Origin of the sequence: Streptomyces sp. NPDC019890, assembly GCF_044903445.1 — a bacterium.
GTDB lineage: Bacteria > Actinomycetota > Actinomycetes > Streptomycetales > Streptomycetaceae > Streptomyces.
The window spans coordinates 593,634-608,412 of the sequence record NZ_JBJDQK010000002.1 but is presented as its reverse complement, the minus strand read 5'-3'; the positions used below and the strand labels follow the sequence as shown (position 1 = coordinate 608,412).

The following is a 14,779-nucleotide window of genomic DNA, read 5'->3' as shown; positions in this document are numbered from 1 at the left end:
GCCGGGCCGTACCCGGGCAGTGTCGGACTGGTCGGGTACGGCCCGGCTGCGGGCCGTGCGGGAGCGGGTCGACGCTCAGGCGCTCGGGAGTCGGGTGCTCGGGAGTCGGGCGCTCAGGCCTGGCCGACCAGCTCGTATCCGGCCTCGTCGACGGCCGCGCGTACGGCGGTCTCGTCGAGCGGGGCCTCGGAGACGACCGTCACCCGGCCGGTCGCGGCGACCGCCGTCACCGAAGTGACGCCCGGAAGCTCGGAGATCTCGCCGGTGACGGCGCCTTCGCAGTGGCCGCAGGTCATGCCGGTGACCTGGTAGACGGCGGTGACGCCGCCGATCTGCACATCGGCCGCGCCGGTGCCGCAGGCGCCGCCGCCGCAGCAGCCGGAGGTGGGAGCTGTCTGGGAGGTCTCGGTCTCGGCCGTCATGTCGTTCTCCTCGTAGCGCTTACAAGAGGTGCACTCATGGTGCAGCAGAGGTCTCGGTGACTCCGGGTACCCTCCAACCTTCACCATACTATACCCCTAGGGGGTATCAAGCGAATGTCGGATGGTGGCGCTCAGGCTGCTGGCGGGGACGGGTGAGGCGCTGTCGGAGCAGCGGGTCAGCCGGACGGAGGCATGGTGAGCACGGCCTTGCCGACCACCGGGTCGAGGTAGCGGAACATGACCTGCTTCAACTCGGCGATGTACGCGTCCCGTTCCGCTCCCTCATGGGCGAGTACGAGGTCGAGGCCGGCCTTGAAAAGGGCGAAGGTCATGTCGGCCATACGGCTGCGCTCGGCGGCGGGCATGTCCGGCAGATAGTGGGCCAGCAGCTCCTCGACCCGGGACAGCAGGGAGGCGTGCAGGGCGTCGTGCTCCTCTGCGATGCGGCCGGGGACGTCGGAGCCGTGCATCAGGGCGAAGAAGACCGGGTTCTCGCAGTTGAACTGGATCATCGGATCGAGAACGGCGTCCAGCATCTGGTCGAGGGGGAGGGCGAGGTTGGCCGGGGTGAAGGCCTGGCCGTGGGCCTCGCGCATCTCGTGCATCAGGCGTTCGCCGAGCTCGACGGCGATGGCCTCCTTGTTCGGGAAGAACTGGTAGAGCGTGCCGGGGGAGACGCTCGCCTCGCGGGCGATGGCGTTGGTGCTGGCGGCGGTGTAGCCGCAGGAGCAGAAGACGCTCGCGGCGGCCTGGAGGAGCTGGGCGATCCGGCGCTCTCCACGGGCCTGACGGCGCCGCGGCCTGGCGGCAGGCGCGGACGCGGTGGCATCGGCGGGCTTTGGCGTGGCGGTGGGCTCGGGCGTCGCGGCCGCGGCGGGCGCGGGCGTCCTGGGCTCGACCTTCGCGGGCTCCGGCACGTGAAATCCCCAGCCTTCCTGGAGTGGTTGACAAACGCGAGTGGGCGCTCGCATTCTTGGTCAATGCGAGTGACAGCTCGTGTTTGCCAGTCTATTGGCAATAGTCGGTTCATGCTGCCTGCCGGGAAGCCTGCGCATGAGCCACGGTGAAGGGGACACCGCACCATGTCCGAGGTCAACAGCCCACCGCCGGTCGGGGGATGGACCCGTTTCGTCACCGCGCGGCCGCGGCTCTCGCTGCTGGCCGCGCTGGTGCTCACCGCACTCGCGGTGTTCGCCGGAAGCGGGGTCGCCGAGCGCATGGGCAGCGGCGGCTGGCAGGACCCGGCCGCCGAGTCGACGTATGCGACAGAGGCGCTGGAGCGGGAGTTCCCGGCCTCCCAGCCGAATCTGCTGCTGCTCGTGGACAGCGGGCGGGCGAGCGTGGACGACCCGGCGGTCGCCGCCGAGGGGCGGCGGCTCGGGGAGCGGCTCGCCGCCGAGAAGGACGTCACGGGCGTCGGCTCGTACTGGGAGACCCGCTCACCCGCGCTGCGCGCCGGAGACGGGCATCAGGCGCTGATCGCGGCCCGGATCGAGGGCGACGAGAAAGCCACCTCCGAGGTGCTGGAGCGGATGGCGCCGGACTTCCGGGGGGCGCACGGCCCGGTCCAGGTCTCGATCGGCGGCCCCGTCGCCCTGCAGCACGAGATGACCGTGACCATCCAGGAGGACCTGCTGCGGGCGGAGCTGATCGCTCTGCCGGTGACGCTGGTGCTGCTGGTCATGGTCTTCGGCAGCGCGATCGCTGCACTGCTCCCACTGGGCGTCGGCATCGTCGCCATCCTGGGGACGAACGCCGTCCTGCGCGGCATCACAGAGTTCGCCGAAGTCTCGGTCTTCGCACAGAACCTCACCACGGCTCTGGGCCTCGGACTCGCCATTGACTACGCCCTGTTCATCGTGCGCCGATTCCGCGAGGAGCTGGCCGCCGGGGCCGAGGTGCGGGAGTCGATCGGTATCACCCTGCGCACCGCGGGCCGCACGGTCCTGTTCTCCGCGCTGACCGTGGCCGTGTCGCTGGCCGCGATGCTGGTCTTCCCGCAGTACTTCCTGCGGTCCTTCGCCTACGCCGGGATCGCGGTGGTGCTTCTGGCGGCAGGGGCCGCGCTGGTGCTCCTCCCGGCCGCCCTGATGCTGCTTGGACACCGGGTCAATGCGCTGGACCTGCGCCGCCTTTTCAAGCGTGGCCGACGCGACCGCACATCGTCCGACGGGGCCGGGGCGGAGAAGGCGTCGGCCGAGGACCAGAAAGCGGCCGCGGACCGGCGAGCGGCTGCGGACCAGGAAGCGGCCGGAGCCGGGTGGGCACGGGTCGCCGGGCTGGTGATGCGCCGGGCCCCGCTGTTCGCGTTCGCCACCGTGGCCGGTCTTGTGCTGCTCGGACTGCCCTTCCTGGGCGTGAAGTTCGGTACTCCCGACGACCGCCAGCTGCCGTCGACCGCCGAGGTCCATGTGGTCCAGCAGCAGATACGGGACGGCTTCCCCGGCAGCCCCGCCGGCGGCCTCGAAGTCTTCGCCGAGGACACCGGTTCCGGGTCCGCGACGACCCCCGCCGAGTACGCCGCGTACCGCGACAAGATCGCCGCCCTCCCGGGTGTGCTGCGGGTGGACGGGCCCGTCACCTCGGGCGGATCCGCCTACCTCACGGTGCAGCCCAAGGGCGAGGCGGTGGGAGAGGAGGCCCAGAAGCTCGTGCATGAACTGCGCGACGTACCGGCCCCGTTCGAGACCTCGGTGACCGGCCGGGCCGCGGTGCTGGAGGACTCCAAGGCCGCCATCGCCGACCGGCTGCCACTGGCGCTGGGGATCATCGCCATAGTGACGCTGCTGTTGGTCTTCCTGCTCACCGGCAGCGTGCTCATCCCCGTCCAGGCGGTCGTGCTCAATGCCCTGAGCCTGACGGCGATGTTCGGCGCGGTGGTCTGGGTCTTCCAGGACGGGCACCTCTCCGGGCTGCTCGCCTTCACCTCCACCGGTGACATCGAGACGACGCTCCCTGTGCTGATGTTCTGCATCGCCTTCGGGCTGTCCATGGACTACGGCGTCTTCCTGCTCTCCCGTATCAAGGAGGAGTACGACCGTACCCGCGACCATGAGCACGCGGTGAGGTTCGGCCTTCAGCGCACCGGCGGCCTGATCACCGCGGCGGCCGTGATCCTCGCTGTCGTGATGGTGGGCATAGGCACCTCACGGGTGACCAACACCAAGATGCTCGGCCTGGGAATCGCGTTGGCCGTGCTGATGGACGCCATGGTGGTCCGCAGTCTGCTCGTCCCCTCGGTGATGAAGCTGATGGGCGCCGCGACCTGGTGGGCACCGGGGCCGCTGCGCCGCTTCCATCAGCGGTTCGGCCTGAGCGAGGGGGAGATACCGCAGCCCGCGCCGCACCCGGATCAGGAGCCGGAATCGACGCCCGACCTCGAGGTTGATCTCGACCCCGACACCGCGCCGGATCCCGACATCGAGCAGGACCCGGACGCGGCACGGGACACCGTCAGGACGTAGCGCGGCCTCACTCCCTGCGGCCGCCCCTGTTCCCGGGGCGATTGGCCACCCAGACACGGATCGTGTCCTCGTACCAGTAGGGCTTGCCGGTCTCCACATGGTCGGGCGGCGGGAGAAGGCCGTGCTTGCGGTAGGAGCGGACCGTGTCCGGCTGCACCCGGATGTGCGCGGCGATCTCTTTGTAGGACCAGAGTCTTCTGTCCGTCATGGGTGTGGCACCTCCCTGCGTGCGCGGCAGCGGCGGCCGGGGGGACCGTCGGGGGAGCTGCAGCGCAGACGCTGGCGATCACTGAGCCTGTGCCCGTTGAACGAATGCGCCGAGGTGGAGGGGCGGGCTGTTGATCGGCTGTGACAGAAGGCCCGCGTAATGGAGACATGCGTGACGAGGAGGGGACGACCACGACAGAGTCGGCCCGTTCGCGTCACGCGCCGCAAGAGCGCAGGAAACGGCGGGTTCGCCGGGCGATCGGGAAGGGTTTGTCCGGCGGGCAGGGGTACATGTCCTGCTCGACGATGGCGAAGAGTTCGACGTCCAGCGCCTGCGCCGCCGCCAGTACGGGCTCCAGAGCGGGCACCCCGGCCGGCGGCTCGCACATCACGCCCCTGCCGACGGCCGGCCCGAACGGCACCTCGTCAGCCACCACTTCGGCGAGGATCTCCGGGTCCACCTGCTTGAGGTGGAGGTAGCCGATCCGCTCCCCGTAGGTCTCGATCAGCTTGACGCTGTCGCCGCCGCAGTAGGCGTAGTGCCCGGTGTCCAGACAGAGCGAGACCAGTCCGGGGTCCGTGGCGTCGAGGAACCGGCTGACGTTCTCCTCGCTGTCGATATGGGTGTCCGCATGCGGGTGGACGACGATCTTCAGTCCGTACCGCTCACGCACCTCGCGGCCCAGCCGTTCGGTCTGGCTGGCGAGATCGCGCCATTGCGCAGGGGTCAGGGTGCGGTCCTCCAGCACCTGCCCGGACTTGTCGTCACGCCAGAAGGAGGGGATGACGACGAGATGCTCCGCGCCCATGGCCTGCGTGAGCGCCGCGATGTCGGAGACATGTGCCCAGGTCTTCTCCCACACGGCCGGTCCATGGTGCAGTCCGGTGAAGACCGTGCCGGCCGAGACCTTGAGCCCCCGGCGGGCCGTCTCCTCGGTGAGACGGGCGGCATCGCTCGGGAGATAGCCGTACGGGCCGAGCTCGATCCACTCGTAGCCGGCCCCGGCGACCTCGTCGAGGAAACGCTGCCAGGGGACCTGCTGGGGGTCGTCGGGGAACCACACCCCCCAGGAGTCGGGGGCCGAGCCGACCCGGATGCGGTTCAGGGAGGGGACGGTGGAGGTCATGCGGAGCAGCTTTCCCGCCGCCGGAGAAGGGTGTCAAGGCTTCGTCCGAATGTAAGGACAAAATGTTGACAGGGTTCATGGAGGACCACTAGACCTGAGCACAGCCGGCGTCGAACCGAAGGGACGCGCATGCCTCAGCCGTACGACGTGATCACGATGGGCCGGATCGGGGTGGACCTCTATCCGCTGCGGACCGGGGTCCCGTTGGCACAGGTCGACACGTTCGGGAAGTTCCTCGGCGGCTCGGCCACGAACGTCGCGGTCGGCGCTGCCCGGCTCGGTCGGCGGACGGCGGTGATCACCCGCACCGGCCAGGACGCCTTCGGGGAGTATCTCCACCAGGCACTGAGGGAGTTCGGGGTCGACGACCGCTGGGTGACGCCGGTGGCGGCCTACCCGACCCCGGTCACCTTCTGCGAGATCTTCCCGCCGGACAACTTCCCGCTCTACTTCTACCGGCAGCCGAAGGCCCCCGACCTGGACATCCATGAGGGTGAGCTGGACCTGGAGGAGATCCGGGCGGCGCGTGTGTTCTGGATGACCGGGACCGGGCTGTGCGCCGAGCCGAGCCGCACGGCGACACTCGCGGCGCTTGCCCACCGGGACCGCTCCGGCACGACCGTCTTCGACCTCGACTGGCGGCCGATGTTCTGGACGGACCCGGACGAGGCGCGGCCGTACTACGCCGAGGCGCTGGCACACGCGACCGTCGCCGTCGGCAATCTCGAGGAGTGCGAGATCGCCACCGGTGAGCGCGAGCCGCACGCGGCGGCCCGTGCGCTCCTCGCCGCCGGGGTCGAACTCGCCGTCGTCAAGCAGGGGCCCAAAGGCGTTCTCGCCGTCCACCGGGACGGCACGCAGGCCGAGGTCCCGCCCGTCCCCGTCGATGTGGTCAACGGGCTGGGCGCGGGCGACGCGTTCGGCGGGGCGCTCTGCCACGGTCTGCTCTCCGGCTGGGAGTTGGAGCGCATCATGCGGTACGCCAACGCTGCCGGAGCCATCGTCGCGGCCCGCCTCGCCTGCTCCACGGCCATGCCGTACGCGGCCGAGGTCGACCAGGTCCTCTCCGGCGCCCCGGTCCCGCCCTCCCCGACCCCGCCGCCCGGCGACGCGCCCGCGCTCCGGCCGAGCTCATCACCCGCCGACGCGCCCGCGCCCCACTCGCCCCCGCCGACGCCCCCGCCGGCCCCAGTCCCGCCAGGAGCAGCGTCGTGAGCCGCGTCGACATCGCCGAGCTCGTCGGGATCCGCACCCGCCACCCCGAGGCCGTCGCCGAGGCCGCCACCCGGCGGCGCAGGCGGCCCCGGCTCATCGGCGACAGCGGGCGCCTGATGATCATCGCCGCCGACCACCCGGCCCGCGGCGCCCTCGGCGTCGGCGACCGCCCCTTCGCCATGGCCAACCGCCTCGACCTGCTCGAACGGCTCTGCCTGGCCCTCTCCCGCCCCGGCGTCGACGGTGTTCTCGCCACCGCCGACATCCTGGACGACCTGCTCCTCCTCGGCGCCCTCGACGACAAGGTCGTCATGGGCTCGATGAACCGCGGCGGCCTCGCGGGCGCCGCCTTCGAGCTGGACGACCGCTTCACCGGCCACCGTGCCCAGGACCTGGACCGGCTCGGCTTCGACGCGGGCAAATTGCTGCTCCGCATCGACTACGAGGACCCGGGCTCCCTCGACACGCTGTACGCGACCGCCCGCGCCGTAGACGAGATGGCGGAGCGTCAGCTTCCCGTCTTCGTCGAGCCGTTCATATGTCACCGGATCGACGGACAGCTCCGAAACGATCTCAGCGCCGAAGCAGTCACCCGGTCGATCGCCATCGCGTCCGGGCTTGCCGGTACCTCCGCGTACACCTGGCTGAAGGTCCCCGTCACCGACGACCCCGACGACATGGCGGCCGTGATGGAGACCACGACCCTGCCCTCGGTCCTCCTCGGGGGCGAGGTCGGCGACGACCAGGACGGCGCATACGAGAAATGGCGTGGTGCGCTGCAACTGCCCACCGTCCAGGGACTGGTGGTGGGACGCTCGCTGCTCTATCCGGTCGACGGGGACGTTTCCGGGGCGGTCGATACGGCCGTAGGACTGCTGTAGGGGGTACGGAGAAGCCATGAGCGACCACGACGACAAGGGCCGGTACCTGCCGGCGGGCAGTGCGGCCGAGGGGCCCTATGCCCTCCGGATCGACCCCGAGCAGGCCGGCTGGGGTTACTCCAGCCTGAGTGTGCTGGAGCTGGCACCGGGCGCCTCGCACTCCTTCGCCGCCGGGGACAGCGAGTGGATCGTGCTGCCGCTCGCCGGCGGCTGCACGGTGCACACACAAGGCGAGTTTTTTGAACTGCAGGGCAGGGAAAGCGTGTTCAGCGGAGTCACGGACTTCGCCTACGTACCCCGCGATGCCCATGCACAGATTGCCTCCGGCGCGGGAGGCCGCTTCGCCCTGGCAGGAGCGAAGTGCGAGCGACGACTCCCCGCTCGCTACGGCCCCGCGCCGGAGGTGCCCGTCGAGCTGCGCGGCTCGGGCAGCTGCTCGCGACAGGTCAACAACTTCGCGGCAGCGGACACCTTCGACTGCGACAAGCTGATCGCGGTCGAGGTGCTCACCCCCGGCGGCAACTGGTCCTCGTACCCGCCGCACAAGCACGACGAGCACCGCCCAGGCGTCGAGTCGGAGCTCGAAGAGATCTACTACTTCGAGATCGACCGCGGCGGCATCGGCTACCACCGGGTCTCCCCCTCCCGGCCCGGCGGTACGGACGTCCTCGCCGAGGTCCGCACCGGTGACGCCGTCCTCATCCCCGACGGCTGGCACGGCCCGTCCATCGCCCCGCCCGGCCGCGACATGTACTACCTCAATGTCATGGCGGGCCCGGGCGCGACGCGTGAGTGGCTGATCTGCGACCACCCGGAGCACGGCTGGATCCGCGACACCTGGCCGACGCAGCCCGTCGACCCCCGACTGCCCCTGTACGAAGCCGAAGCCGCAACCCAAGCCGCAACCCAAGCCGCGACCGAACTTGCAACCGAAGCAGCAACCGAAGCCGAAACCGAGGAAGGCCCCCGATGAGCAGTACGCGCCGACTCACCGTCGCCCAGGCCCTCGTCGCCTTCCTCGCCCGCCAGTACACCGAGCGCGACGGCCAACGCCACCGCCTGGTCAACGCCACCTGGGGCATCTTCGGCCACGGAAATGTGGCCGGAATCGGCCAGGCACTCCTCGAGTCCGCCACGGACATGCCGTACGTCCAGGGCCGCAACGAACAGGCCATGGTGCACGCCGCCGTCGGCTACGCCCGCCAGTCCCGCCGCCTCTCCGCCCACGCCGTCACCACCTCCGTCGGCCCCGGCGCCACCAACCTCGTCACGGGCGCGGCCCTCGCCACCATCAACCGGCTGCCCGTGCTCCTGCTGCCCGGCGACGTGTTCGCGACCCGCCCCGCCGATCCGGTCCTCCAGCAGCTCGAAGTCCCTTACGCGGGCGATGTGTCGGTCAATGACGCGCTGCGGCCGGTCTCCCGCTACTTCGACCGCGTCACCCGCCCCGAGGCACTGATCCCGGCGGCGTTGCAGGCGATGCGCGTCCTCGCCGACCCCGCCGACACCGGTGCGGTCACGCTCGCGCTGCCGCAGGACGTACAGACAGAGGCGTATGACTGGCCGGAGGACTTCTTCGCCGAGCGCGTCTGGCACGTACGCCGTCCCCGGCCCGACCAGGACGCCCTCGACGCGGCCTGCCGCGCCCTGACCGCTGCTCGTCGACCTCTGATCGTCGCGGGCGGCGGAGTCCACCACAGTGAGGCCGAGGACGCACTGCGCACCTTCGCCGAGGCGACCGGCATCCCGGTCGCCTCCACCCAGGCGGGCAAGGGCTCGCTGCTGTACGACCACCCCTGCGACGTCGGCGGCATCGGCCACACCGGCACCGCGACGGCCGACGAGCTGGCCCGTACCGCCGATCTGGTGATCGGCGTCGGCACGCGCTGGTCCGACTTCACCACCGCATCGGCGACCCTCTTCCAGAACCCCGCGGTCCGGTTCCTGAACATCAACATCACCGGCTTCGACGCCCACAAGATGGCCGGGCTCTCGCTCGTCGCGGACGCCCGCGCCGCTCTCGACGACCTCGCGGGCGCGCTGGGCACGCGCCACCGGGTCGAGCCCGCGTACGAGACGGAGTACGGCGACGACAAGGAGCGCTGGGAGTACCGCGTCGATGCCGCGTACGAGGCCGAGGACCCGGACACCCGCCCCACCCAGCCCCAGGTGCTCGGCGTTCTCGACGCGCTCGTGACCGGGGACGACGTCGTGATCAACGCCGCGGGCTCGCTGCCCGGTGATCTGCACAAGCTGTGGCGCGCCCGCAGCTCCGACCAGTACCACGTCGAGTACGGCTACTCCTGCATGGGATACGAGATCCCCGCGGCCATCGGCGTCGGGATGGCCGCGCCGGGCCGCCCCGTCTGGGCGCTCGTCGGCGACGGTACGTATCTGATGAATCCCACCGAGATCGTCACCGCTGTCCAGGAGAACATCCCCATCAAGGTGGTCATCCTGCAGAACCACGGGTACGCCTCCATCGGAGGCCTGTCCGAGTCCGTGGGCGCGGAGCGCTTCGGCACCGCCTACCGACACCGGGCCGGCGACGGCACGTACACCGGCGCCCCGCTCCCCGTCGATCTGGCCGCCAACGCGGCCGCGCTCGGGCTGCGCGTGATCCGCGCCAAGACGGTGCGTGACCTGCGTGAAGCGCTCGCTGAGGCGCGTGAGGCGACCGTTCCCACAGGTGTCTACGTCGAGACCGAAACGGCAGACACTGTGTCGGGCGCGCCCCCCGCGCAGGCGTGGTGGGATGTTCCAGTGGCCGAGACCGCGACCCGCCCGTCGGCGGTCAAGGCTCGGGAGGAGTACGACCGGCAAGTCGCAGCCCGACGCCGCCATCTCTGAAGGAGCACGAAATGAAGACCGTCAACCACTGGATCGGTGGCAAGACCGTCGAGGGCGCGTCCGGCAACTGGGGCCCGGTCACCGACCCGGCGACCGGCGCCGTCACCACTCAGGTCGCGCTGGCTTCGGTGGAGGAGGTCGACACGGCCGTCACGGCGGCGAAGGATGCCTACGCCACCTGGGGCACGTCCTCGCTCGCGCAGCGCACCTCGATCCTCTTCCGCTACCGCGCACTGCTGGACGCCAACCGGGACTCGATCGCCGAGTTGATCACCGCCGAGCACGGCAAGGTGCACTCCGACGCGCTCGGCGAGGTCGCCCGCGGTCTGGAGATCGTGGAGCTCGCCTGCGGCATCACCACCCAGCTCAAGGGCGAGCTGTCCACCCAGGTCTCCAACCGGGTCGATGTCTCCTCGATCCGCCAGCCGCTCGGCGTGGTCGCGGGCATCACACCGTTCAACTTCCCGGCGATGGTCCCGATGTGGATGTTCCCGCTGGCGATCGCCTGCGGAAACACCTTCGTACTGAAGCCGAGTGAGAAGGACCCGTCCGCAGCGAACCTGCTGGCGGAGCTGGCCGCCGAGGCCGGCCTGCCCGACGGCGTGCTCAATGTCGTCCACGGCGACAAGGTCGCGGTCGACGCGCTGCTCGCGCACCCGGACGTCGCCGCGGTCTCCTTCGTGGGCTCGACCCCGATCGCGCGCTACATCCACACCACCGCCTCCGCCAACGGCAAGCGCGTCCAGGCGCTCGGCGGGGCGAAGAACCACATGCTGGTCCTGCCGGACGGGGACCTGGACGCGGCAGCGGACGCGGCGGTCTCGGCGGCGTACGGGTCCGCCGGCGAGCGCTGCATGGCCATCTCCGCGGTCGTCGCGATCAGCTCCATCGCCGACGAGCTGGTGGACAAGATCCGCGAGCGCGCCGAGAAGATCAAGATCGGCCCGGGCAACGACCCGGAGTCCGAGATGGGCCCGCTGATCACCAAGGTCCACCGGGACAAGGTCGCCTCGTACGTCACGGGCGCGGCGGCCCAGGGCGCGGACGTCGTCCTGGACGGCACGGGCTACACGGTCGAGGGCTTCGAGGACGGCCACTGGATCGGCCTCTCGCTGCTGGACCGCGTCTCCACCGACTCGGACGCCTACCGCGACGAGATCTTCGGCCCGGTGCTGTGTGTGCTGCGCGCGGAGACGTACGAGGAGGGCGTGGCCCTGATCAACGCCTCGCCGTTCGGCAACGGCACGGCCGTCTTCACCCGCGACGGCGGCGCGGCCCGCCGCTTCCAGCTGGAGATCCAGGCGGGCATGGTCGGCGTGAACGTACCGATCCCGGTCCCGGTGGGCTACCACTCCTTCGGCGGCTGGAAGGACTCGCTCTTCGGCGACCACCACATCTACGGCAATGACGGCGTGCACTTCTACACCCGCGGCAAGGTCGTCACGACTCGCTGGCCGGACCCGGCCGAGGGCCACATCGGCGTGGACCTGGGCTTCCCCCGCAACCACTGACGGCACCCCGGCCCGTACGGACTCCTCATCCGTACGGGCCGTTCGGTATGCCTCGTCCAACTCAAGGACAAGAACCCGCAGTTCACGCGCGGCACGCCGGGGCAGCGACTCGCCCACGGCGCCGGGCCAGAGGTAGTTGCGGGTCTCCTCGATCCGGACGATCTCGCTCAGAGCCTGCCGTGAGAGCCCGCGGATCGGATTCAGCTCGTTCTTCCGACTACCGGGCCTGACCGCAGGCGGAGCGACCTCCCCGCTCCTGGCCGTGCGAGCCGAGCAGGCCGACCTGATCGAGTTCGGCACCGACAGCCGACGGATCCAGTTGGCCCGGGCGAGTCCGTCCTCCGGGTGCTGGACCGGTTCCACAGCCTCGGCGGCACCAACACCGCCGCAGCAGTCACCCGCCACCAGGCGTATGCCCCCGGGATCGGCCTCCCGGCCGCCCGCGACCGCCGTTTTCCCGCGGCCTGGAAGCGGGACCCGATGACCTGCGTCATCAAGCCGCTTTCACAGTCCTATCCATGCTGCCAGTGCTGTGACCGCATAGGTTCGCCGGGTTGGTGGTCGTAGCGGTTGGACGTGTGGTGACGTCCGATCCGACTGCTGGAGGTGCGGTGGTCTGGTTTCCAGAAGTGGTGGTCGAAACCTTGCCACCGTGGCCAGGGCCGTAGCGCGGTGTTGGATCAGCGTTGCAGCCACTCGTCGAGAAGCGCGGCCTCAGCTTTGCTGAGAGTGGGCAGTTCGGGCATGAGGGTGCGGAAGGCCGCGACGACGGCCGTCGGATCCTGGGTGGGGACAGTGGGCTCATCTGTGAGGATGGCGCGAGCGATCGCGTCGAAGGCGGCGTCGGCCAGGTGCGGGTCGCTTTGCTCTGGTGGCAGGGTCAGCAGGGTGTGGACGGTTCCGATCCCCGCCGAGCGGATGAGGTTGACGGCGCGTTCCTCGCTCACCCGAAGCCGCCCGGCGGCGGCGATTGTGTGCACACGCTCGGAGAGGATCAGCACGCCCTTGACCTGTGCCGGGGTGTCGCGTGCGCGGGCCGGGTCGAGCAACAGGCCGTAGACGTACGGGTTGGCCAGGCCGAAGCTGATCTGCGTGTTCCATCCGGCGCGGAGGTCTTCTACAGGGTCGTCCGAGGGCGCGGTGGTCTGCTTGCTCGCCACATGTTCGGCGAAGACACGCTCCGCGGCGGCATCCAGCAGCTCGTCCTTGTCCTGGAACAAGCGGTAGAGAGCAGGAGGCTGCAGCCCAGCCTCGTGGGCCACGCGGCGCGTGGTCACCGCGGCCGGCCCCTGGTCGCGCAGCAGGCCGGCCGCAATCTTCACGATGCGGTCCCGGGTGATGTCTCGCCGCTGCGTGTTCGGTGCCATGGGGACGATGGTATCGCCCATGCGTGACAGGCGATGTTATCAATGATATTGCCAATCCTCCGCTGTCGAACTGTCCGAAGATGCTGGCAGCTGCGGCCGAGCTCCGGATGGGCTCAGATGGTTGTATCCAACGGAAGTATCAGTGATACCGTTATTTTCGTTCCGTTGGAAACATCATCAGACTGGAGCCACCGATGCTGATCGTCACGGGAGCCACCGGCCACCTCGGGTCGCTGATCCTCAACCGCCTGCTGGAGCGGGTACCGGCCGACAGGATCGGCGTCAGTGTGCGCGACGTGAGCAAGGCCGCCGACCTCGCCGAGCGCGGCGTCCGGGTCCGGGCAGGAGACTTCACCGAACCCGACAGTTTGAAGCACGCCTTCGAAGGTGCCGAGCGCGTCCTGGTCGTCTCCGCGGCCATTCGAGGCGGCGGCGCGTTGACCGCCAACAGCGCCGCCATCGACGCAGCACGGGAAGCGGGCGCCCAACGCATCCTGTACACCAGCCACCAGGCTGCCTCTCCCATGTCGCTCTTCCCGCCGCAGAAGGTCCATGCGGCTACCGAGGAGCACCTCAAGCAGCAAGGAGTCCCCTACACCGCTCTTCGCAACGGGTTCTATGCCTCCACCTTGGGCTACTACATCGGCGCGGCGCTCAAGACCGGCACGCTCGCCGTGCCGCAGGATGGCCCGGTGTCCTGGACGGCCCACGAGGACCTGGCAGAAGCCGCGGCGTTCGCCCTGACCGAAGACGGTGCACTCGAAGGGGTAACGCCGCCGCTGACAGCCCCGCACACGCTGGACTTCGCCGACGTCGCCGACATCCTCAGCCGCATCACCGGCCGGACCATCACCCGAGTCGTCATGGACGACAACGAGTGGACATCCGCAGCAGTCGCCGGCGGGATGCCGCGGCCGGCTGCGGAGTTCTCCGTGACGATGTTCGCGGCGTCGCGCAATAGCGAGTTCAACGCCACCAACCCGACACTGGAAGCCACCATCGGTCACCCCGCGAAGACCGTCCACGAGGTCTTGGAGGCCGTCTTGCGCTCCCGGTAAACCGACCAGCCTCTGGTCCTGGCGGGTCGCCACCTCCGCGCCGCGACCCGCCCAGGAATGGCGACGGCGGTCGAATTGGCCTGGCCCACCGTAAAAGCCTGCGAGGGACAGATGGGCTGGCGACGAACGACGCGCAGCCCACTGTCGCGGCGCACGCCGCCTGGGTCAGCGACACCTACGCCGCCCTTCTGGAATGGAGGCCGCCACCCATCCGACCACTGCGGCCACGAACTCGGTGAACCTTCCCGGTCAGAGCACCAGCAGCATCCGGACTCGCTGATCTACTCCACCTCGATGCCGAAATCCTGAACCAGTTCCTCCAGGCCGCCCGTGTAGCCCTTGCCACCGAGGACGAAGTCCCAGTCTCCGTTGGGCCTTCGGCGGAAGGAGCCGAGTACCAAGGCAGTCTCGCGCGGCCGGCCGTCAGAGACCTCAAGCCGTCCCAGCGCGGCCATCCCCGGATCGAGCAGTCGGATGCAGGCATCAGTGAAGCCAGAGAGATCCACTCGTCAAAGGCAACCAGCTCGGGCCATACCCGCAGGTCACCGTTACTGGAGGGTAGCTACGGCTGTACCGGGCGGCAGTGCCCAAGCGGTCGCCCTTGGCAACGTTGACCCCGCTAGGTGTGCCTGCCGCAGAAAGGACTATGAACACTGCTTGACTTGGATCAAGCCGCC

The 14,779-nt window shown here is 69.8% G+C and carries 12 protein-coding genes and 1 pseudogene; 7 read left to right on the top strand and 6 right to left on the bottom strand.

Annotation, left to right across the window (positions count from 1 at the left end; all coding sequences use genetic code 11):
- Window positions 1-113: 113 nt before the first annotated feature.
- Complete coding sequence (locus ACI2LP_RS07095) at window positions 114-422, bottom strand: heavy-metal-associated domain-containing protein (protein ID WP_404723515.1); 309 nt, start codon at window positions 420-422, stop codon at window positions 114-116.
- Window positions 423-598: 176 nt separating this feature from the next.
- Complete coding sequence (locus ACI2LP_RS07090; RefSeq protein WP_404723514.1) at window positions 599-1,339, bottom strand: TetR/AcrR family transcriptional regulator; 741 nt, start codon at window positions 1,337-1,339, stop codon at window positions 599-601.
- A gap of 165 nt (window positions 1,340-1,504) precedes the next feature.
- On the opposite strand from ACI2LP_RS07090, the gene ACI2LP_RS07085 reads away from it, so the two are divergent.
- A complete protein-coding gene (locus tag ACI2LP_RS07085) occupies window positions 1,505-3,886 on the top strand; it encodes an MMPL family transporter (RefSeq protein WP_404723513.1) in 2,382 nt (793 codons plus the stop codon).
- A 7-nt stretch (window positions 3,887-3,893) separates the two neighbouring features.
- On the opposite strand, the gene ACI2LP_RS07080 is transcribed toward ACI2LP_RS07085, so the two are convergent.
- Complete coding sequence (locus ACI2LP_RS07080; protein ID WP_360875911.1) at window positions 3,894-4,094, bottom strand: MerR family transcriptional regulator; 201 nt, start codon at window positions 4,092-4,094, stop codon at window positions 3,894-3,896.
- Between the two features lie 214 nt (window positions 4,095-4,308).
- Window positions 4,309-5,220, bottom strand: a complete 912-nt coding sequence (locus ACI2LP_RS07075) for a sugar phosphate isomerase/epimerase family protein (protein WP_404723512.1) — start codon at window positions 5,218-5,220, stop codon at window positions 4,309-4,311.
- A gap of 129 nt (window positions 5,221-5,349) precedes the next feature.
- Here ACI2LP_RS07075 and iolC point away from each other — a divergent pair, with 129 nt between their 5' ends.
- The 5 genes from iolC to mmsA are packed head-to-tail and all read left to right on the top strand — an operon-like array spanning window position 5,350 to window position 11,677.
- A complete protein-coding gene (iolC, locus tag ACI2LP_RS07070; protein WP_404723511.1) occupies window positions 5,350-6,435 on the top strand; it encodes a 5-dehydro-2-deoxygluconokinase in 1,086 nt (361 codons plus the stop codon).
- Complete coding sequence (locus ACI2LP_RS07065) at window positions 6,432-7,316, top strand: deoxyribose-phosphate aldolase (RefSeq protein ID WP_404723510.1); 885 nt, start codon at window positions 6,432-6,434, stop codon at window positions 7,314-7,316. The genes iolC and ACI2LP_RS07065 overlap by 4 nt, the downstream gene beginning before the upstream one ends.
- A 16-nt stretch (window positions 7,317-7,332) precedes the next feature.
- A complete protein-coding gene (gene iolB / locus ACI2LP_RS07060) occupies window positions 7,333-8,289 on the top strand; it encodes a 5-deoxy-glucuronate isomerase (RefSeq protein ID WP_404723509.1) in 957 nt (318 codons plus the stop codon).
- Window positions 8,286-10,166 carry a 3D-(3,5/4)-trihydroxycyclohexane-1,2-dione acylhydrolase (decyclizing) gene (gene iolD, locus ACI2LP_RS07055; RefSeq protein ID WP_404723508.1) on the top strand — a complete coding sequence of 627 codons (1,881 nt, stop codon included), beginning with the start codon at window positions 8,286-8,288 and terminating at the stop codon, window positions 10,164-10,166. Before iolB ends, iolD begins: the two co-directional genes overlap by 4 nt.
- Window positions 10,167-10,177: 11 nt before the next feature.
- On the top strand, window positions 10,178-11,677 hold the full coding sequence (gene mmsA, locus ACI2LP_RS07050; protein ID WP_404723507.1) for a CoA-acylating methylmalonate-semialdehyde dehydrogenase: 1,500 nt from the start codon (window positions 10,178-10,180) through the stop codon (window positions 11,675-11,677).
- 680 nt (window positions 11,678-12,357) lie between these two features.
- On the opposite strand, the gene ACI2LP_RS07045 is transcribed toward mmsA, so the two are convergent.
- Complete coding sequence (locus tag ACI2LP_RS07045; RefSeq protein ID WP_404723506.1) at window positions 12,358-13,044, bottom strand: TetR/AcrR family transcriptional regulator; 687 nt, start codon at window positions 13,042-13,044, stop codon at window positions 12,358-12,360.
- Window positions 13,045-13,238: 194 nt separating this feature from the next.
- Here ACI2LP_RS07045 and ACI2LP_RS07040 point away from each other — a divergent pair, with 194 nt between their 5' ends.
- Window positions 13,239-14,102 carry an NAD(P)H-binding protein gene (locus ACI2LP_RS07040; protein ID WP_404723505.1) on the top strand — a complete coding sequence of 288 codons (864 nt, stop codon included), beginning with the start codon at window positions 13,239-13,241 and terminating at the stop codon, window positions 14,100-14,102.
- Window positions 14,103-14,383: 281 nt separating this feature from the next.
- On the opposite strand, the pseudogene ACI2LP_RS07035 reads toward ACI2LP_RS07040, so the two are convergent.
- Window positions 14,384-14,605: pseudogene (locus ACI2LP_RS07035) on the bottom strand (TerD family protein); the annotation flags it as partial.
- Window positions 14,606-14,779 lie beyond the last annotated feature (174 nt).

Coding starts and splice junctions, on each gene's coding strand:
- ACI2LP_RS07080 (WP_360875911.1), bottom strand. CDS start 4,094: ATGACGGACAGAAGACTCTGGTCCTACAAAGAGATCGCCGCGCACATC.
- iolC (WP_404723511.1), top strand. CDS start 5,350: ATGCCTCAGCCGTACGACGTGATCACGATGGGCCGGATCGGGGTGGAC.
- mmsA (WP_404723507.1), top strand. CDS start 10,178: ATGAAGACCGTCAACCACTGGATCGGTGGCAAGACCGTCGAGGGCGCG.
- iolD (WP_404723508.1), top strand. CDS start 8,286: ATGAGCAGTACGCGCCGACTCACCGTCGCCCAGGCCCTCGTCGCCTTC.
- ACI2LP_RS07075 (WP_404723512.1), bottom strand. CDS start 5,220: ATGACCTCCACCGTCCCCTCCCTGAACCGCATCCGGGTCGGCTCGGCC.
- ACI2LP_RS07085 (WP_404723513.1), top strand. CDS start 1,505: ATGTCCGAGGTCAACAGCCCACCGCCGGTCGGGGGATGGACCCGTTTC.
- ACI2LP_RS07040 (WP_404723505.1), top strand. CDS start 13,239: ATGCTGATCGTCACGGGAGCCACCGGCCACCTCGGGTCGCTGATCCTC.
- iolB (WP_404723509.1), top strand. CDS start 7,333: ATGAGCGACCACGACGACAAGGGCCGGTACCTGCCGGCGGGCAGTGCG.
- ACI2LP_RS07045 (WP_404723506.1), bottom strand. CDS start 13,044: ATGGCACCGAACACGCAGCGGCGAGACATCACCCGGGACCGCATCGTG.
- ACI2LP_RS07095 (WP_404723515.1), bottom strand. CDS start 422: ATGACGGCCGAGACCGAGACCTCCCAGACAGCTCCCACCTCCGGCTGC.